The organism is Cellulomonas sp. Leaf395, from assembly GCF_001424125.1.
Classification (GTDB): Bacteria; Actinomycetota; Actinomycetes; order Actinomycetales; family Cellulomonadaceae; genus Cellulomonas.
In genome coordinates, this window is sequence record NZ_LMQI01000003.1 from 202,407 (window position 1) to 221,576 (window position 19,170).

General features: G+C 70.9%; 16 protein-coding genes. All 16 read left to right on the forward strand.

The window, feature by feature from the left end; all coding sequences use genetic code 11:
- Positions 1 to 247 precede the first annotated feature (247 nt).
- The 16 genes from ASG23_RS08740 to ASG23_RS08815 are packed head-to-tail and all read left to right on the forward strand — an operon-like array spanning position 248 to position 19,115.
- Positions 248 to 1,513 (forward strand): geranylgeranyl reductase family protein, encoded by a 1,266-nt coding sequence (locus ASG23_RS08740; RefSeq protein ID WP_056024475.1) that lies wholly within the window; start codon positions 248 to 250, stop codon positions 1,511 to 1,513.
- A gap of 32 nt (positions 1,514 to 1,545) precedes the next feature.
- Positions 1,546 to 1,908 (forward strand): NADH-quinone oxidoreductase subunit A, encoded by a 363-nt coding sequence (locus tag ASG23_RS08745; RefSeq protein ID WP_056023254.1) that lies wholly within the window; start codon positions 1,546 to 1,548, stop codon positions 1,906 to 1,908.
- A gap of 36 nt (positions 1,909 to 1,944) precedes the next feature.
- A complete protein-coding gene (locus ASG23_RS08750) occupies positions 1,945 to 2,496 on the forward strand; it encodes a NuoB/complex I 20 kDa subunit family protein (protein ID WP_056023257.1) in 552 nt (183 codons plus the stop codon).
- A complete protein-coding gene (locus ASG23_RS08755; RefSeq protein WP_056023259.1) occupies positions 2,493 to 3,281 on the forward strand; it encodes an NADH-quinone oxidoreductase subunit C in 789 nt (262 codons plus the stop codon). The genes ASG23_RS08750 and ASG23_RS08755 overlap by 4 nt, the downstream gene beginning before the upstream one ends.
- The gene (locus tag ASG23_RS08760) at positions 3,278 to 4,627 is read left to right on the forward strand and encodes an NADH-quinone oxidoreductase subunit D (protein ID WP_056023262.1); all 1,350 of its coding nucleotides are present in this window, start codon (positions 3,278 to 3,280) and stop codon (positions 4,625 to 4,627) included. The genes ASG23_RS08755 and ASG23_RS08760 overlap by 4 nt, the downstream gene beginning before the upstream one ends.
- Positions 4,627 to 5,466 (forward strand): NADH-quinone oxidoreductase subunit NuoE, encoded by an 840-nt coding sequence (gene nuoE, locus ASG23_RS08765; protein ID WP_056023264.1) that lies wholly within the window; start codon positions 4,627 to 4,629, stop codon positions 5,464 to 5,466. Before ASG23_RS08760 ends, nuoE begins: the two co-directional genes overlap by 1 nt.
- Positions 5,466 to 6,797 (forward strand): NADH-quinone oxidoreductase subunit NuoF, encoded by a 1,332-nt coding sequence (gene nuoF / locus ASG23_RS08770; protein WP_056023266.1) that lies wholly within the window; start codon positions 5,466 to 5,468, stop codon positions 6,795 to 6,797. The genes nuoE and nuoF overlap by 1 nt, the downstream gene beginning before the upstream one ends.
- Positions 6,794 to 9,394 carry an NADH-quinone oxidoreductase subunit G gene (locus ASG23_RS08775; RefSeq protein ID WP_056023269.1) on the forward strand — a complete coding sequence of 867 codons (2,601 nt, stop codon included), beginning with the start codon at positions 6,794 to 6,796 and terminating at the stop codon, positions 9,392 to 9,394. Before nuoF ends, ASG23_RS08775 begins: the two co-directional genes overlap by 4 nt.
- Positions 9,391 to 10,749, forward strand: a complete 1,359-nt coding sequence (gene nuoH, locus ASG23_RS08780) for an NADH-quinone oxidoreductase subunit NuoH (RefSeq protein WP_056023272.1) — start codon at positions 9,391 to 9,393, stop codon at positions 10,747 to 10,749. Before ASG23_RS08775 ends, nuoH begins: the two co-directional genes overlap by 4 nt.
- Positions 10,742 to 11,560, forward strand: coding sequence for an NADH-quinone oxidoreductase subunit NuoI (nuoI, locus tag ASG23_RS08785; RefSeq protein ID WP_082516011.1), 819 nt, complete (start codon positions 10,742 to 10,744; stop codon positions 11,558 to 11,560). The genes nuoH and nuoI overlap by 8 nt, the downstream gene beginning before the upstream one ends.
- Positions 11,557 to 12,498: an NADH-quinone oxidoreductase subunit J gene (locus ASG23_RS08790; RefSeq protein ID WP_056023275.1), complete on the forward strand. Its 942-nt coding sequence runs from the start codon at positions 11,557 to 11,559 to the stop codon at positions 12,496 to 12,498. Before nuoI ends, ASG23_RS08790 begins: the two co-directional genes overlap by 4 nt.
- Positions 12,495 to 12,794, forward strand: coding sequence for an NADH-quinone oxidoreductase subunit NuoK (gene nuoK, locus ASG23_RS08795; RefSeq protein WP_055912062.1), 300 nt, complete (start codon positions 12,495 to 12,497; stop codon positions 12,792 to 12,794). The genes ASG23_RS08790 and nuoK overlap by 4 nt, the downstream gene beginning before the upstream one ends.
- Positions 12,795 to 12,804: 10 nt before the next feature.
- Positions 12,805 to 14,790, forward strand: a complete 1,986-nt coding sequence (nuoL, locus tag ASG23_RS08800) for an NADH-quinone oxidoreductase subunit L (RefSeq protein ID WP_082516013.1) — start codon at positions 12,805 to 12,807, stop codon at positions 14,788 to 14,790.
- 14 nt (positions 14,791 to 14,804) lie between these two features.
- On the forward strand, positions 14,805 to 16,340 hold the full coding sequence (locus ASG23_RS08805) for an NADH-quinone oxidoreductase subunit M (RefSeq protein WP_056023278.1): 1,536 nt from the start codon (positions 14,805 to 14,807) through the stop codon (positions 16,338 to 16,340).
- Complete coding sequence (gene nuoN, locus ASG23_RS08810; RefSeq protein WP_056023281.1) at positions 16,337 to 18,064, forward strand: NADH-quinone oxidoreductase subunit NuoN; 1,728 nt, start codon at positions 16,337 to 16,339, stop codon at positions 18,062 to 18,064. Before ASG23_RS08805 ends, nuoN begins: the two co-directional genes overlap by 4 nt.
- 43 nt (positions 18,065 to 18,107) lie before the next feature.
- On the forward strand, positions 18,108 to 19,115 hold the full coding sequence (locus tag ASG23_RS08815) for a polyprenyl synthetase family protein (RefSeq protein ID WP_056023285.1): 1,008 nt from the start codon (positions 18,108 to 18,110) through the stop codon (positions 19,113 to 19,115).
- The last annotated feature ends 55 nt before the right edge of the window (positions 19,116 to 19,170 follow it).

Sequence of the window (19,170 nt, forward strand, 5' to 3'; positions counted from 1 at the left end):
GCCCGTCGTCGGTGTCCCCTGCCCACTTCCCCTCACCTGCGCGGATGTGCCCGTCCTGGTGAACAATGGGCGTCGACGGCACTCGGCCGGGGCGCGCAGCCCAGCCCGATCGCGCGGTAGACCGGCAGATCACACGCCGTTCTTCACCTTCTTCCGCGAGGTTAGGAATGCCTTCGCAGACAGCCCATGAGGCGCTCGTTACACTCGCCAGGGAAGTACGTGAACAACGTCACAAGTGGGGTTGCTGGTGGTGGGAGCTACGCACGATGACGCAGACGTCATCGTCGTCGGCGCGGGCCCGGCTGGGTCTGCCGCCGCGTTCTACTGCGCCTCGGCGGGCCTGGACGTGCTGCTCCTGGAGAAGTCGGAGTTCCCCCGGGACAAGGTCTGCGGCGACGGTCTGACCCCGCGCGCGGTCGCCGAGCTGGTGCGGATGGGTCTGCCCATCCGTGAGCAGGACGGCTGGATCCGCAACGTCGGCCTGCGGGTGATCGGGGGCGGTCACCGCCTCGAGCTCGCGTGGCCGGAGCTGTCCAGCTACCCGTCGTACGGGCTCGCGAAGTCGCGGATGTCCCTCGACCACACGCTCGCGGACCATGCGCGGGCCGCCGGCGCCAAGCTGCAGGAGCGGACCACGGTGACGGGCCCGGTGCGCGACGAGCGCTCGGGACGCGTCGTCGGCGTGCACGCGAAGGTCGACGGCGACACTGTCACGTACCGCGCGCCTGTGGTCATCGCGGCCGACGGGGTCTCCGCCCGGCTCGCCACGGGGATGGGGCTGGAGAAGCGCATGGACCGCCCCATGGGCGTCGCCGTCCGCACCTACTTCCGCACCCCGCGGCACGACGACCCGTGGATGGAGAGCCACCTCGAGCTCCGCGACGGCGACAACAACCTGATGCCGGGGTACGGCTGGATCTTCTCCCTCGGCGACGGCACGGCGAACGTGGGCCTCGGGTCCGTGGCCTCGACGGCCGCAGCGACGAAGGTCGACTACAAGAAGCTGTTCGCCACCTGGATGGAGAACGCGCCCGCCGAGTGGGAGTTCACGCCTGACAACCAGACGGGGCCCGTCAAGGGTGCCGCGCTGCCGATGGGCTTCAACCGTGGGCCGCTGTACGGCAACGGCCTGCTGCTCGCGGGCGACTCCGCCGGGATGATCAGCCCGTTCAACGGCGAGGGCATCGCCTACGGCCTCCAGGCGGGACGCGTCGCCGCCGACGCGATCGCCCAGGGCCTCGCGCGCGGCACCGCCGCCGGGCGCGAGCGCGCGTTCGCCACGTACGAGCGCCGCATGAAGGATGACCTGGGCGGCTACTACACGCTCGGGCGGGTGTTCGTGCGGCTGATCGAGCACCCTGAGGTCATGCGGGTGTGCACGCGCTACGGGCTGCCTCGGCCGCTGGTCATGAAGTTCGTGCTCAAGCTCCTGTCCGACTGTTACGAGCCGAAGGGCGGTGACCTGGTGGACCGGGTGATCGCCGGGCTGGCCCGGATCGCGCCCGCAGCATGACCCCCGACCACGACGAAGTGGAGTGACGCGCGATGGACAACCCGTACGTCCCGCTGCTCTTCCTGATGGGCATCGCCGCTGTCCTCGCCCTCGGTGGCGTCGGCGCGAGCCTGGTCCTCGGCCCCCAGCGGTACAACCGCGCGAAGCTCGAGGCGTACGAGTGCGGCATCGAGCCCACCCCGCACGCCATCGGCGGCGGCCGCTTCCCGATCAAGTACTACCTCGTCGCGATGACCTTCATCATCTTCGACATCGAGGTGGTGTTCCTCTACCCGTGGGCAGTGAGCTTCGCCGACCTGGCCCTCTTCGGCCTCGTCGCGATGATCGGGTTCCTGGTCCTGATCACCGTCCCGTTCGTGTATGAGTGGAAGCGCGGCGGGTTCGAGTGGGACTGATGAGCGTCTGCGTCTACGCAAGGCTGGAGATCTGAGATGGGCATCGAAGAAGCACCGTCCGGGTTCCTCCTGACGACCGTCGAGGACCTGGTCGGGTACTTCCGCAAGGGATCGCTGTGGCCGGTCACGTTCGGCCTGGCCTGCTGCGCCATCGAGATGATGTCGGCGGGCGCCCCCCGCTACGACCTCTCGCGGTTCGGCATGGAGGTGTTCCGTGCGTCGCCGCGCCAGGCGGACCTCATGATCGTCGCCGGACGCGTCAGCCAGAAGATGGCCCCCGTGGTGCGGCAGGTCTACGACCAGATGTCCGACCCCAAGTGGGTCCTCTCGATGGGCGTCTGCGCCAGCTCCGGCGGCATGTTCAACAACTACGCCATCGTGCAGGGCGTGGACCACATCGTCCCGGTCGACATCTACCTGCCCGGCTGCCCGCCCCGGCCCGAGATGCTGATCAACGCGATCCTCGCGCTGCACGAGCAGATCCAGAACGAGCCGCTCGGCGCCAACCGCAAGGAGGCGGCGGCGGCGGCCGAGGCCGCGGCGATGGCCGCGACCCCGACGTCGCACATGACAGGACTCCTGCGATGAGCGACGAGAAGACCGACGCGGCCGCTGCCGTCAAGCCGGGCGAGGCCACGACGGAGGCGCAGGCGACCAGCGAGGCCGCGCTCGAGGCCGGCGCCCAGAACATCCCCGCCGACGGGCGTCCCCTGATCGACGTCGTCGACGTCCGGCGCGGCATGTTCGGCGCCTCCGGAACCGGCGACACGTCGGGCTACGGCGGACTGGTCACCGCGATCGCGCTCCCCGGCCCGGGCGAGCGCCCGTACGGCGGCTGGTTCGACGAGGTCGTGGACATCCTCATCGAGGTGCTCGACGAGTCGGGCACGACGTTCGCTGCCGCGGTGGAGTCCGTGGTCGTGGACCGCGAGGAGCTCACGCTGCACGTCGCGCGCGAGCACATCGTCGAGGTGTCGCAGGTGCTGCGGGACGACCAGGACCTGCGGTTCGAGCTGAGCCTGGGTGTCTCGGGGGTGCACTACCCGCACGACGCCGGCCGCGAGCTGCACGCCGTCTACCACCTGGTCTCGGTGACGCACTCGCGCCGGCTGCGGCTCGAGGTCGCGGTCCCCGACGCCGACCCCCACCTGCCGTCGACGGTCTCGGTGTACCCGACCAACGACTGGCACGAGCGCGAGACCTACGACTTCTTCGGGATGATCTTCGACGGTCACCCCGCCCTTGCTCGCATCGAGATGCCCGACGACTGGCCGGGCCACCCGCAGCGCAAGGACTACCCCCTCGGGGGGATCCCGGTCGAGTACAAGGGCGCCACCATCCCGCCCCCGGACCAGCGGAGGTCGTACCGATGACCACCCAGACACCCCACGCCACGCCGAGGGTCGTCGACGCCGACACCGAGGGTGTCCCGTCCTTCGAGGCGTCCGGCGGCGACTGGTCCGAGATCGCCGAGGAGGCCGCCCGCCTCGGCGAGGAGCGGATCGTCGTCAACATGGGCCCGCAGCACCCGTCGACCCACGGGGTGCTCCGGCTGATGCTCGAGATCGACGGCGAGACGGTGACCGAGGCCCGCGCGGGCATCGGCTACCTGCACACCGGCATCGAGAAGAACATGGAGTTCCGCACCTGGACCCAGGGCGTGACCTTCTGCACCCGCATGGACTACGTGGCGCCCCTGTTCCAGGAGGCCGCGTACTGCCTGGCCGTGGAGAAGCTGCTGGGCATCACGGACGGCGTGCCGGAGCGGGCCACGGTCATCCGGGTGCTCATGATGGAGCTCAACCGGATCTCGTCGCACCTCGTCTGCCTGGCCACCGGCGGCAACGAGCTGGGCGCCACGACGATCATGACCGTGGGCTTCACCGCCCGCGAGGAGATCCTCAGGATCTTCGAGCTGATCACCGGCCTGCGCATGAACCACGCGTACATCCGCCCGGGCGGCGTCGCGCAGGACATCCCGCCGGGTGCCATCGACAACGTGCGCGAGGCCCTGGTGTCGGTGCGGCACTACTTCAAGCAGCTCGAAGACCTCATGATGGCCAACCCGATCCTGCACCTGCGCCTCAAGGACGTCGGCTACCTCAGCCTGACCGGCTGCATGGCGCTCGGTGTCACGGGACCGGTGCTGCGGTCGGCGGGCCTCCCGTACGACGTGCGCAAGGCCAACCCGTACTGCGGGTACGAGACGTACGACTTCGAGGTTCCGGTCGCCGAGACGGCAGACTCCTGGGGGCGCCTCGTGCTCCGGGTCGAGGAGTGCTACCAGTCGATGAAGATCATCGAGCAGACCCTGGACCGCCTGCAGAAGATGGGTCCTGGCCCGGTCATGGTCGCGGACAAGAAGGTCGCCTGGCCTGCGCAGATGGCCATCGGCTCGGACGGCATGGGCAACTCGCTGGACCACATCCGGGAGATCATGGGCACCTCGATGGAAGCCCTGATCCACCACTTCAAGCTGGTCACCGAGGGCTTCCGCGTGCCGGCCGGCCAGGTGTTCCAGACGGTGGAGCACCCCCGCGGCGAGCTGGGCGTGCACCTGGTGTCCGACGGGGGGACGCGGCCGTACCGCGCGCACTTCCGGGACCCGTCGTTCAACAACCTGCAGGCGACGTCGATCATGTGCGAGGGCGGGCAGGTGGCTGACGTCGTCGTCGCCGTCGCGTCCCTCGACCCGGTGCTGGGAGGGGTGGACCGCTGATGTCGATCGAGACGCCTCGAACGCACAGGACGTCGTACGACGCGGAGACGCACGCGCGCCTCACCGCCGACTCGGACGTCATCGTCGCCCGCTACCCGCAGGCGCGCTCCGCCCTCCTGCCGATGCTGCACCTGGTGCAGTCCGAGGACGGCTACGTGAGCCCGCGCGGGATCGCGTTCTGTGCGGCGCACCTGGGCCTGACCACCGCCGAGGTGTCCGCGGTCGCCACGTTCTACACGCAGTACAAGCGGCACCCGAACGGCACCTACACGGTGGGTGTCTGCACCAACACGCTCTGCGCGATCATGGGCGGCGACGCCATCTGGGAGGACCTCTCCGACCACCTGGGCGTCGGCCACGACGAGACCACCGACGACGGGGTCATCACCCTCGAGCGCGTCGAGTGCAACGCGGCCTGCGACTACGCACCGGTCGTGATGGTCAACTGGGAGTTCTTCGACAACCAGACGCCGGACAGCGCCCGTCAGATCGCCGACGACCTCGCCGCCGGCAAGCCTGTCGTCCCGACGCGCGGGGCGGACAGCGTCTGCTCGTTCAAGGAGATGTCCCGCGTGCTGGCCGGCTTCGGGGACGGGCGCGCCGACGAGGGCGTCGGCGCCGGTGTGCCCACGCTGCGCGGTGTCGAGCTGGCGCGCGCCGAGGGCTGGACGGCACCGGACTTCCCGGGCGCGACGACGACGGCAGCGCCGGCCGGTGCCACCGAGCCGAAGGTCGGCGGCGAGCAGTCGAGCGCCCAGCGTCCCGCCACCACGCCGGCCGACGTCTCGCCGACCGCCGAGCAGAAGAAGCAGTCCACCGACGACGCGAAGGAGTCCTGATGGCGACGCCGCTCACCCCGGTCCTGACGGACACGTGGGACGCCGACCGTTCGTGGTCGCTCGCGTCGTACGAGCGCGCGGGCGGGTACCGCGGCCTGCGTCGTGCCCTGGGCATGCCCGCCGCCGACGTCGTCACCATGGTCAAGGACTCGGGCCTGCGCGGACGCGGGGGAGCAGGGTTCCCCACGGGAATGAAGTGGGGCTTCCTGCCCGCCCCCGACGGCGGACCCCGCTACCTGGTCATCAACGCGGACGAGTCCGAGCCGGGGACCTGCAAGGACATCCCGATCATGATGGCCAGCCCGCAGCACCTGATCGAGGGCATGATCATCACGAGCTACGCGATCGGCTGCCACCACGCGTTCCTCTACGTGCGCGGCGAGGTCCTGCACGTCTACCGCCGCCTCCTGAACGCCATCGAGGAGGCCCGCGCCGCCGGCTACCTGGGCACCGACATCCTGGGCTCGGGCTTCGACCTGGAGATCACGCTGCACGCCGGTGCCGGTGCGTACATCTGCGGCGAGGAGACGGCGCTGCTCGACTCGCTCGAGGGGCTGCGTGGCCAGCCGCGGCTCAAGCCCCCGTTCCCCGCCGTCGCCGGGCTGTACGCGCGGCCGACCGTGGTGAACAACGTCGAGTCGATCGCCTCGGTGCCGGGCATCGTCGTCGGCGGCGCGGACTGGTTCACGTCGATGGGCACCGAGCGGTCCACCGGGCACGGGCTGTTCTCCCTGTCCGGTCACGTGACGCGGCCGGGGCAGTACGAGGCGCCGCTGGGCATCACCCTGCGCGAGCTGCTCGAGATGGCCGGCGGCATCCGCGAGGGCCACGAGCTGAAGTTCTGGACGCCCGGGGGCTCGTCGACGCCGATCTTCACGGCGGAGCACCTCGACGTCCCGCTCGACTACGAGTCCGTCGGTGCGGCGGGCTCGATGCTCGGCACGCGCGCGCTGCAGATCTTCGACGAGACCACCTCGGTGGTGCGCGCGGTGACGCGGTGGACCGAGTTCTACAAGCACGAGTCCTGCGGCAAGTGCACCCCGTGCCGTGAGGGCACGTACTGGCTGGTGCAGGTGCTCCAGCGGATCGAGGCGGGGCAGGGCACGCTCGCAGACGTCGACCTGCTGCTGGACCTGTGCGACAACATCCTGGGCAAGGCGTTCTGCGCGCTCGGCGACGGTGCCACCAGCCCGATCACGTCGGCCGTGCAGTACTTCCGGTCCGAGTTCGAGGCCGGGACGCACACGCCGGCGGACGTGCTGTTCCCGCCGGAGCTCAGCTCGCTGTTCTCCTACACGCCGAAGCACGAGCTCGCTGGGGTGCACGCATGACGATCCTGTCCTCCGGGCCGACGACCTCCCTGGTCCCGGCCGCGCCGGTCCCTGCCGTGGAGCCCGAGGGCGAGACGGTCACCTTCACCGTCGACGGCATCGAGACCGCCGTGCCCAAGGGCACGCTCGTCATCCGCGCCGCCGAGCAGCTGGGCATCCAGATCCCGCGGTTCTGCGACCACCCGCTGCTCGCCCCGGCCGGCGCCTGCCGTCAGTGCCTGGTCGAGGTCTGGGCACCCGGCCGCGACGGCAAGCTCGCCAAGATGCCGAAGCCGCAGGCCAGCTGCACCCTCGAGGCGACGCCGGGCATGCAGGTCAAGACGCAGCACACGTCGCCGGAGGCCGACAAGGCCCAGCACGGCGTCATGGAGCTGCTGCTCATCAACCACCCGCTCGACTGCCCGGTGTGCGACAAGGGCGGCGAGTGCCCCCTGCAGAACCAGGCGATGAGCAACGGCCGCGCCAGCACCCGCTTCGTCGACGTCAAGCGCACGTTCCCGAAGCCGATCGCGATCTCGACACAGATCCTGCTGGACCGCGAGCGCTGCATCCTGTGCCAGCGCTGCACCCGGTTCTCCGAGGAGATCGCCGGTGACGTCTTCATCGACCTGCAGAAGCGCGGGGCGAACCAGCAGATCGGCACGTTCGAGCCGTCGGTGCTGGGGTTCGTGGGTGACGCCCCGGTGGGCGCCGCTGCCGAGGACACGTCGGGTCGGCCGTTCGCGTCGTACTTCTCCGGCAACACCGTGCAGATCTGCCCGGTCGGCGCCCTGACCAGTGCGGCGTACCGCTTCCGGTCGCGGCCCTTCGACCTGGTCTCCACCCCCGGCATCGCCGAGCACGACTCGCAGGGGTCGGCGATCCGCATCGACCACCGCCGTGGCGTCGTGCTGCGCCGGCTGGCGGGGGAGGACCCGACGGTCAACCAGGAGTGGATCACCGACAAGGACCGGTTCGCGTTCACGTGGCAGTCCGCGCCGGACCGCATCACGACCCCGCTGGTCCGGAACGCGGACGGTGAGCTCGAGCCGGCCAGCTGGGTGGAGGCGCTCGACGTCGCAGCCGCCGGCCTGCGGGCGGCGCAGCAGCCGGACGACCCGCGCGACACCGCGACCGGCGTCGCCGTCCTCCCGGGCGGACGCCTCACGCTGGAGGACGCGTACGCGTACGGCAAGTTCGCCCGCGTCGCGCTGGGCACCAACGACGTCGACGGCCGTGCGCGGCCGCACTCGGCGGAGGAGGAGACGTTCCTCGCCCACCACGTCGCCGGCCGCACCCTGGACGTCACGTTCGCGGACCTCGACCGCGCACCCGCCGTGCTGCTCGTCGGCCTGGAGGCCGAGGAGGAGGCGGGCATCGCGTTCCTGCGGCTCCGGGACGCCGTCGTGTCGCGCAAGCTGCGGGTGCTGTCGGTCGCCGCGCTGGCGAGCCGCGGTCTCGAGCGGTTGTCCGGCACGCTGCTGCCCGCGGCGCCGGGCACCGAGGCGGAGATCCTCGACGGCATCGGGACCGACCCCTCCTTGGCCGACGCTGCTGAGCTGCTCGGTTCCGCGGGCGCCCTCGTGCTCGTCGGCGAGCGCCTTGCCGGGGTGACCGGCGGCTTCTCGGCCGCGGTGCGGCTCGCGCAGCGCACCGGCGCCCGCCTCGCGTGGGTCCCGCGCCGCGTCGGCGAGCGCTCCGCGGTCGAGGCGGGTCTGCTGCCGTCGCTGCTGCCGGGCGGTCGCCCGGTCGCCGACTCGGCGGCCCGCGTCGACCTGGCTGCCGCCTGGGGCGTCGAGCACCTGCCGGCCCAGCAGGGTCGCCCGACCGGTGAGATCCTCGCCGCCGCGCAGGCCGGGCTGCTCGGGGGCCTCGTCGTCGGCGGTCTCGAGCTGGCGGACCTGCCCGACCCGGCCCTGGCCCGCGAGGCGCTCGACCGGGTCTCGTTCCTGGTCTCGCTCGAGGTCCGGCAGTCCGAGGTGACCGATCGGGCGGACGTCGTCCTCCCCGTCGCCCCGCCCACCGAGAAGGCCGGCACCTTCGTCACGTGGGAGGGGCGCCCGCGCCCGTTCCCGCAGGCCCTGTCCTCGCACGCGATGGCGGACCATCGTGTGCTCGACCGGCTCGCCGACGCCCTCGGGGTGGAGCTGGGGCTGCAGACGCTCGACGCCGTGCACGCCGAGCTCGACCAGCTCGGCGGCTGGGACGGTGCCCGCGTCGGCGCCCCCGACGTGCCCGCCGCCGAACCACCGGCGGTGGCACCCGGGTCGGCCGTGCTGGCCACCTGGCACCAGCTGCTCGACGCCGGTCGCCTGCAGTCGGGTGAGCAGTTCCTCGCCGGTACGGCCAAGCGTCCGGTCGCGCGCATCTCCGCCGCCACGGCCGCGGCGGTCGGGGTGCAGGACGGTGGCAGCCTGAGCGTGTCGACGGATGCGGGCACGCTGACGCTGCCCGCGGTGCTCACGGACATGCCGGACCACGTGGTGTGGCTCCCGACGAACGCCGCGGGCGTCGGCGTCCGCGATGCTCTGCGCGCCGACGCGGGCGCCGTGGTGCACCTCGCAGCGAGCCTGTCGCGCTCCACGTCCCAACCGCGACACGTGGAGGTCCGCTCATGAGGATCCTGACCGAGGCGGTCGCGCCCGTCACCGCCGACTTCAGCGAGGACACGTGGTGGATCTGGCTGATCAAAGCCGTCGCCATCGTCGTGTTCCTGCTGACCAGCGTGCTGTTCGCGATCTGGTTCGAGCGCAAGGTCGTCGCACGCATGCAGGTGCGTCCCGGCCCCAACGTGCACGGTCCCTTCGGCCTGCTCCAGTCGCTCGCCGACGCCATGAAGCTCCTGTTCAAGGAGGACATGACGGTCAAGGCGGCGGACAAGCTGGTGTACATCGTCGCGCCGATGATCGCGGTGTTCTGCTCGCTCCTCACGTTCGCGGTCATCCCGTTCGGGCCGAACGTCAGCATGTTCGGGGTGAACACCCCGATCCAGCTGACCGACTTCCCGGTGGCGGTCCTCTACATCCTCGCCTGCGCGTCCGTGGGGGTGTACGGGATCGTGCTCGGCGGCTGGTCCTCCGGGTCGACGTACCCGCTGCTCGGCTCCGTGCGCTCCACCGCGCAGGTCATCTCCTACGAGCTGGCGATGGGCCTGTCGCTGGTCAGCGTCTTCATCCTGGCCGGCTCGATGTCGACCTCGCAGATCGTCACGTCGCAGACGGCGGTGTGGTGGTTCCTGCCGCTGCTGCCGGCGTTCGTCATCTACATCATCTCGATGGTCGGGGAGACCAACCGCCTGCCGTTCGACCTCCCGGAGGCCGAGGGCGAGCTGGTGTCCGGGTACATGACCGAGTACTCGTCGATGAAGTTCGCGTGGTTCTTCCTCGCCGAGTACATCAACATGCTCAACGTCTCGGCCGTCGCCACCACGCTGTTCCTCGGCGGCTGGCGCGCCCCCTGGCCCATCTCCTCGATCAACGACGGCATGTTCAACGAGGGCTGGTGGCCGGTCCTGTGGTTCCTGGCCAAGCTCTGGGCCATCATGTTCGTCTTCGTGTGGATCCGCGGGTCCGTCCTGCGGTTCCGGTACGACCAGTTCATGAAGATCGGCTGGAAGGTGCTCATCCCGGCGGCCCTGGTCTGGGTGGTCGCCGTGGGCGTGGTGCAGGGCGTGCGGCAGTTCTCCGGCCTGGACCTGCGCACGGTGCTGTTCGTGCTCGCCGGTCTCGTGCTGGCCGGGCTCGTGATCTCGTTCGTGATCCCCGAGAAGAAGCAGCCGCCCGCGCCGAAGCGACCACCCGGTCCCCAGGTGTACGACCCGTACGCGGGCGGTTACCCCGTGCCGCCGCTGCCGGGGCAGGTGCTCCCGCCCTCGCCGCGCAAGCGTCGTGCCGAGGACACCGCTGCGGCCGCGCAGGCGGACGCCGAGAACCAGACGACCCCCCAGGTCACCCAGGAGGTGCACGGTGGCTGACCAGCGCAAGCCCGTCCGCAAGCCGGCGGCAGCCACCGGCAGGCCCGCACAGCCCGCGAAGGGGAAGGCCGTCGCGCCGCGTCCCCGCAGCGGTGAGGTCGCCGCGCCCGAGCCTGAGGGCTACACGTCGCTCATCGAGCCGCGCGGCGCAGTCTCGGAGTTCCTCGCCCCGGTCGGCGGGTTCGGCGTCACGCTGTCGAACATGTTCCGGCCGACGGTCACCGAGCAGTACCCGTCGGAGAAGGTGCCGGCCAAGCCCCGATACCACGGCCGGCACCAGCTCAACCGCTACGCGGACGGCCTGGAGAAGTGCATCGGCTGCGAGCTGTGCGCCTGGGCGTGCCCCGCGGACGCGATCTACGTCGAGGGCGCGGACAACACCCCGGAGAACCAGCGCTCGCCGGGGGAGCGGTACGGCAGCGTCTACCAGATCAACTACCTGCGCTGCATCTTCTGCGGCCTGTGCATCGAGGCCTGCCCGACGCGCGCGCTGACCATGACCAACGAGTACGAGCTGGCCGGTCCGACCCGCGCCGGGATGATCTGGGAGAAGCAGGACCTGCTCGCCCCGCTGCGCAGCGGGATGCTCCAGGCGCCGCACCCGATGGTCGAGGGCTCGACGGACACCGACTACTACCGCGGCGAGGTCACCGGCTCCACGCCGGCGCAGGTCGCGTGGGTCGCCGAGCACCGGCCCGACGACCCGACGCTGCCCGGGGGCGCAGGCCTGGAGGCGGCGAACGTCCCGGCTCCGACGGCGGCCATGATGGCGGCGACCGTGGCCGCGGCGACGAAGCAGGGCAGCCGATGAGCCCGCTCGCGACCACCCTGCTGGAGTCGGGGGAGACTACGACCGCCGAGGCGGTGCTGTTCTGGACGCTCGGGCCGATCATGGTGCTCGCCGCGCTCGGGCTGCTGTTCGCCAAGAAGGCGGTCCACGCCGCGCTCGCGGTGGTCGTCGTGATGATCTCGCTGGCGTTCCTGTACGTCGCGCAGGATGCGGTGTTCCTCGGGGTCGTCCAGGTGGTCGTCTACACCGGCGCCGTGATGATGCTGTTCCTGTTCGTCCTCATGCTCGTGGGCGTCGACAGCTCGGACTCGCTGGTGGAGACCATCCGCGGGCAGCGCTGGATCGGGCTCGTGGCGGGCATCGGGCTCGGGGCGGTGCTCGTCGGCGTCGTCGGGCGTGCCACCTACGGCAAGCCGTTCGGGCTGAGCGGCGAGGCGGTGGACAACAACCCGACCGGGGTCGCGCACATCATCTTCGGCGAGTACGTGTTCGCGTTCGAGGTCGTCGGCGCCCTGCTCGTCACGGCGGCGCTCGGTGCACTCGTCCTGACGCACCGCCAGCGGCTCACCCCGCGCGTCGGTCAGAAGGAGCGGGCCGACGCCCGCGTCGCGGCCGGTGCGACCCTCACGCCGCTACCGGCACCGGGTGTGTACGCGCGGCACAACGCCATGGATGTCCCGGCCCTGGGGCCGGACGGTCAGCCGCTCGAGAGCTCCGTCCCGCGCGTGCTGCGCATCCGCGGGCAGGAGGCCGACGCGGAGGAGTTCGCCGCGCGGACCGAGCGCGTCCTGGCCGGCGCCTCGAGTGTCCGTGGAGTGCGCGGCAACCCGCCGCCGAAGGCCTCGCCGGAAGGTGCGCCCGTGAATGCCCCTGAGCTCGGCGCCGCCGTGACCGACACCGGCCAGGACGGCCCGTCGACCGGCGCCGGCGGCGTCGTCGGACAGGAGGACCGCACGTGAGCCTGACCCACTACCTCGTCCTCTCGACGATCCTCTTCTCGATCGGCGCGACGACGGTCCTCCTGCGCAGGAACGCGATCATCGTGTTCATGGGCGTCGAGCTCATGCTCAACGCCACGAACCTCATGCTCGTGACGTTCGCGCGGATCCACGGCGACCTGACGGGCCAGGTGCTCGCGTTCTTCGTGATGGTCGTGGCCGCCGCCGAGGTCGTCGTCGGGCTAGCGATCATCGTGGCCATCTTCCGCACCCGACGCTCGGCCTCGGTCGACGACATCAACCTGTTGAAGAGCTGAAGGGCGCGACGTGCACACCCTGACAACTCTGGCTGCGAGCCTGCCGTCCGACAGCTTCGCGCCCGCGAGCGAGACCGTGCGGGCCGGCGTCCTGCTCGTGGCACCGCTGCTCGTCGGGCTGCCGCTGCTCAGCGCCGCCGTGCTGCTGCTGGCCGGCCGGCGCTCGGACCGGTGGGGGCACTGGCTCGGCGTCCTCGCGTCGGCGGCCTCGTTCGTCGTCGCCGCGGTCGTGTTCGTGGCGATGCTCCAGCGCTCGGCTGACTCGCGCGTCATCGACGTGACCCTGGGCACCTGGATCGATGCCGGCGCGTTCCAGCTGGACGCGGGCATGCGGCTGGACCCGCTGTCGCTGACGTTCGTGCTGCTGGTGACCTTCGTCGGCACGCTCATCCACATCTACGCCGTGGCGTACATGGACCACGACGCCGACCGTCGCCGGTTCTTCGCGTACCTCAACCTGTTCGTCGCCGCGATGCTGATCCTGGTGCTGGCCGACAGCTACCTGCTGCTGTTCGTCGGCTGGGAGGGCGTCGGCCTGGCGTCCTACCTGCTCATCGGGTTCTGGAACTACAACACCGAGTACGCCGTCGCCGCGAAGAAGGCGTTCGTCGCCAACCGCATCGGCGACCTGGGCCTGATCATCGCGCTCGGGATCATGTTCGCGACCTTCGGTGCGGTGGACTTCGGGACCGTGCTGAGCGGCGAGGACGGCATCGCCAGCGAGGCGACGCTCACCGCGATCGGGCTGATGCTCCTGCTGGCCGCCTGCGGCAAGTCGGCGCAGTTCCCGCTGCAGTCCTGGCTCGGCGACGCGATGGCGGGTCCGACCCCGGTCTCGGCGCTCATCCACGCCGCGACCATGGTCACCGCCGGCGTCTACCTGATCGTCCGGTCGGCACCGCTGTTCGACGCCGCCCCGACGGCCCAGCTGGTCGTCGTCATCGTCGGCGCGATCACGCTCCTGTTCGGGGCGATCGTCGGCTGCGCGAAGGACGACATCAAGAAGGCGCTGGCCGCCTCGACGATGTCCCAGATCGGCTACATGATCCTGGCCGCCGGCCTGGGCCCCGTCGGGTACGCGTTCGCGATCTTCCACCTGCTCACGCACGGCTTCTTCAAGGCCGGCCTGTTCCTCGGCGCCGGCTCGGTCATGCACGGCATGGACGACCAGGTGAACATGCGCCGGTTCGGTGGCCTCGCGCGGTACATGACGATCACGTGGCTGACGTTCATGGCCGGGTGGCTCGCCATCATCGGGATCCCGCCGTTCTCCGGCTTCTTCAGCAAGGACAAGATCATCGAGGCTGCGTTCGTGCCCGTCGACGGAGCGCCGTGGCGTGCGTGGGTGTTCGGCAGCATCACGATGCTGGCGGCCGGGATCACGGCGTTCTACATGTCGCGACTCTTCTTCATGACCTTCGAGGGGGAGCGCCGCTGGTCCGCCAAGCGCGACGGCTCGGCGCAGCACCCGCACGAGTCCCCCAAGACCATGACGTGGCCCATGATCGTGCTGGCCGTCGGGTCGGTCGGTCTCGGCTTCTTCCTCAACTCGGGGGGCCGGTTCGTCGAGTGGCTCGAGCCGGTGCTCGGCGATACCGAGCACCACGAACCGGTGCTGCCCATCTGGGTGCTCACCGTCCTCACGCTCGCGCTCGTGCTGCTCGGCGTCGTGATCGCCTGGCGCCGGTACGCGGTCTCGCAGGTCCCGGTCGTGCCCCCGGTCGGCACCGCCCTGACCCGCGCGGCCCGCGTCGACCTCTACCAGGACGAGGTCAACGACATCGCCCTGGTGGAGCCCGGTCAGGCGCTCACACGCTCGCTCGTCTACGCCGACCGGACCGTGATCGACGGCACCGTCACCGGCGTCGGGTTGTCCACGGTCCTGCTGGGCGGCTGGGTGCGGCGCCTGCAGACCGGGTACGTCCGGTCCTACGCCGCCTCGATGCTGCTCGGTCTGGTCGTCCTCGTCGTCGTCGTCCTGCTCGTCCAGAGCTGAAGGAGCACTGAGTGATGTCGTCCTCCTTCCCCTCGCTGACCGCCCTCATCGTCGTGCCCCTGCTGGGCGCGGTGGCGCTGTGGGTGGTCCCTGCCGGACGCGCCCGGGCCGTCGCGCTCGGCGTCTCCCTGCTCGAGCTGCTGCTGGGCGTCGCCGCGCTCACCGCGTTCGACGTCGCCGACGCCGGTGCCGTCCAGCTGTCCGAGGTCCACGGCTGGATCCCTGCCTTCGGGGTGTCCTACGCGGTCGGCGTCGACGGCGTGGGCCTGATCCTCGTGCTCATGTCGGTGCTGATCGTGCCGCTGGTGGTCCTGGCCGCCTGGCGCGAGCAGGGCAGCCTCACGGTGGCCACTGACCAGCTGCGCCGCTACCTCGCGCTGATCCTCCTGCTCGAGGCGTTCATCGTGGCGGTGTTCTCCGCGCGGGACGTGTTCTTCTTCTACGTCCTGTTCGAGGCCATGCTCGTCCCGGTCTACTTCATGATCGGGATGTTCGGCGGGGCGCAGCGACGGTACGCGGCCGTGAAGTTCCTGCTCTACTCGCTGACCGGCGGACTGATCATGCTGGTCGCGGTCATCGCGCTCTACCTGCAGGGGCCGGGCGGACCGCAAGGCTTCCTCACCGAGAACCTCACCGGCATCACGCTGGACCCGACCGCTGAGAAGCTCATGTTCCTGGCGTTCTTCCTCGCGTTCGCCATCAAGGCGCCGATGTTCCCGGTGCACACGTGGCTGCCGGACGCCGCGCAGCAGGCGCCTGCGGGAACGTCGACGCTGCTGGTCGGCGTGCTGGACAAGGTCGGCACGTTCGGGATGCTCACGCTGTGCCTGCCGCTGTTCCCGAACGCGTCCCGCTGGGCGGCGCCCGTGATCATCGTGCTGGCGGTCGTCTCGATCCTCTACGGGGCGCTGCTCGCGATCGGGCAGAAGGACCTCATGCGGCTCATCGCATACACGTCGGTCTCGCACTTCGGGTTCATCGTGCTGGGGATCTTCGCGTTCACGTCGACGTCGGTGGCCGGTTCGTCGTTGTACATGGTCAACCACGGGCTCTCGACGGCCGCGCTGTTCCTCATCGCCGGGTTCCTGGTCGCCCGGCGCGGGTCGCAGCAGATCGCCGACTTCGGCGGGCTGCAGAAGATCGTCCCGGTTCTTGCGGGGACGTTCCTGGTCGCCGGCCTGTCGGCGCTGTCGTTGCCCGGTCTGTCGACGTTCATCAGCGAGTTCCTGGTGCTGGTGGGCACGTTCGCCCGGCACCCGGCCGCGGCGGTCGTCGCGAGCCTGGGAGTGGTCCTGGCCGCGGTCTACGTGCTGTGGACGTACCAGCGCATGTTCACCGGGCCCGACAAGAACGGGCTCGCGGGCATGCCCGACGCGGTGGCCCGCGAGAACTGGGTCGTCGCGCCGCTGATCGCCTTGATGGTCGTGTTCGGGTTCGTCCCCGGTCCGGCGCTCGACCTGGTCCGCCCGCCGGCGAGCGTCACGCTCGAGCAGGTCGGCGTGCAGGACGTGCCCACCACCGCAGCGTCTGAGGAAGGGAGCGACCAGTGACCGAGTTCATCGCACCGACCGTCGACTGGGCCGCGCTGAGCCCGGTCGTCATCGTGCTGCTCGCCGCCGTGGTCGGCGTGCTCGTCGAGGCGTTCGTCCCGGCCCGGGTCCGCCGCACGGTGCAGCTGGCCCTCGCGGTCGTCGCGCTGGCCGGCGCCATCATCGCTGTCGCGGCGCTGTGGAGCGGCGTCGAGGAGACCGGTGGCACGGTCGTGCTCGGCGGTTCGCTGCTCGTCGACGGGCCCACGCTGGTCCTGCAGGCCACCATCGCGCTGCTGGCGCTGATCTCGCTGCTGATCATCGCCGACCGGACGGAGACCGGGGAGGACGCCTTCGCCCCCAACGCCGCCGCCGTGCCGGGCTCCGACTACGAGGAGCTCGCGCGCCGCAAGGGGGTGCAGCAGACGGAGATCTACCCGCTGGTGCTCTTCGCCACCGGCGGCATGCTGATCTTCCCCGCCGCTGGGGACCTGCTGACGCTCTTCGTCGCGCTCGAGGTGCTCTCCCTGCCGCTGTACCTGCTGACGGGGATGGCCCGCCGCCGTCGCCTGCTCTCGCAGGAGGCGTCGATGAAGTACTTCCTGCTCGGTGCGTTCTCCTCGGCGCTGCTGCTCTTCGGCATCGCGCTGGTCTACGGCTACTCGGGTTCCCTGCGGTACTCGGAGATCGCGGAGGCCACGCAGGTCCCGGGCGGACTGGACAGCCTCCTGCTGGTCGGCTCGGTGCTGCTCCTGTCCGGCCTGCTGTTCAAGGTCGGCGCGGTGCCGTTCCACACCTGGACGCCCGACGTCTACCAAGGGGCCCCGACCCCGATCACCGGATTCATGGCGGCGTGCACCAAGGCCGCGGCGTTCGGCGCGCTGCTGCGCATCGTGTACACGATGCTGCCGGGTCTCGCGTGGGATCTCGGCGTCGTGCTGTGGACCGTGGCCATCCTCACGATGGTCGTCGGTACGGTCGCGGCGCTGGTCCAGACGGACATGAAGCGTGTCCTCGGCTACTCCTCGATCGCGCACGCCGGGTTCATCCTCACCGGCATCATCGCCCTGAACGAGGCCGGCATCGTCGCGGTGCTGTTCTACCTGTTCGTCTACGGCGCAGCGACCGTCGGCGCGTTCGGCATCGTCTGGCTGGTGCGCGAGCGCGCGGTCCGGCACGGGGGTCCCGAGGGGACCCACGGGCACAGCTCCATCCTCGGCGAGGCCACGCACCTGTCGCAGTGGGCCGGGCTCGGCCGGACGCACCCGCTCCTCGCCCTCACGTTCGCGCTGTTCCTGCTCTCGTTCGCGGGCATCCCGCTGACCGCCGGCTTCGCGGGGAAGTTCTCGGTGTTCTCCGCCGCGGTCGAGGGTGGCGCGTGGCCGCTGGCGCTCATCGGGGTGCTGGCATCGTCCGCCGCGGTGTTCTTCTACGTGCGGATCATCGTGCTGATGTTCTTCACGGAACCCGCGGGCGAGCCGGACGGCGAGCCTGCCGCGGCGCCCAGCGGGGTGACCGCCCTCGCGCCCTCGGCGGAGGGCTTCGCCCTGGCCGGCGACGCAGCGGTGTCCGTCCAGGCGGAGCCGGTGGTCCAGACGCGCTCGACCGTCACGACGACGGTGGTCGGGACCGAGGGGTTCGCCGTGGTCGCGATCACGGTCTGCGCGCTCCTGACCATCGTGCTCGGCGTGTTCCCGTCCCCCGTGCTCGACCTCATCGCGAGCGTGGCGACGTTCCTGCCGTGACGCGTTGTCCGACGGGGTCGCCGCGCCGGGATAGGTTCTGACGGTGACTTCGTCGACGGCCTTCCCGCAGGCCGATCCTGATCTGGCCGAGCGTCTGGCCGTGCGGCTCGCACTGGTCGAGGAGCGTCTCCGGGACGCCGTGACCAACGTGGACCCACTGGCCGACGACGCGTCTCGGCACCTGGTCAACGCGGGAGGCAAGCGGCTGCGCCCGCTGCTGACCCTGCTGGCCGCCGAGCTGGGCGACGGCTCCCGCCGCGAGGTGGTCGACGCCGCGGTCGTCGTGGAACTGACGCACCTGGCGACGCTGTACCACGACGACGTCATGGACTCCGCGCCGCTGCGTCGCGGGGCACCGGCGGCACACGAGGTCTGGGGGAACTCGGTCGCCATCCTGACCGGTGACCTCCTGTTCGCGCGGGCGTCGGCCACGGTGGCCGGTCTCGGGCCGGACGCGGTACGCATCCAGGCCGCCACGTTCGAGCGTCTGTGCCTGGGCCAGCTCCACGAGACCGTGGGGCCGAGACCGGAGGACGACCGGGTCGCCCACTACCTGCAGGTGCTCGCGGACAAGACGGCATCGCTCATCGCGACCTCCGCCCGGTTCGGGGCGATGTTCGCGGGCTGCCGCCCCGACGTCGTCGCCACCGTGACCGGCTTCGGGGAGAAGATCGGCGTCGCGTTCCAGCTGGCCGACGACGTCATCGACCTCACCTCGAACGGCGACGTGACCGGCAAGACCCCGGGGACGGACCTGCGTGAGCGGGTGCCGACGATGCCTGCGCTCCTCCTGCGCGCGCGCGCGGACCAGGACGACGCCTCGCCGGACGACCGCCGCCTGGTCGCGCTGCTCGACGGCGACCTGTCGAGCGACGAGGACCTGTCCGCCGCCGTCGCCGCCCTGCGGGTGCACCCCGTGGTGGCCGACACCCGTGCACGCGCCGTCGCACTCGCCCAGGCGGCGGTCCGCGAGCTCGACCCGCTTCCCCCGGGGCCGGTCAAGGACGCACTCGTCTCGTTCGCCGACGCCCTCGTGGACCGTGCCGCCTGACAGTCCCCGCACGGGTGAACGCCGGCGCGGCACCGCTCCGGCATCTGGCACGATG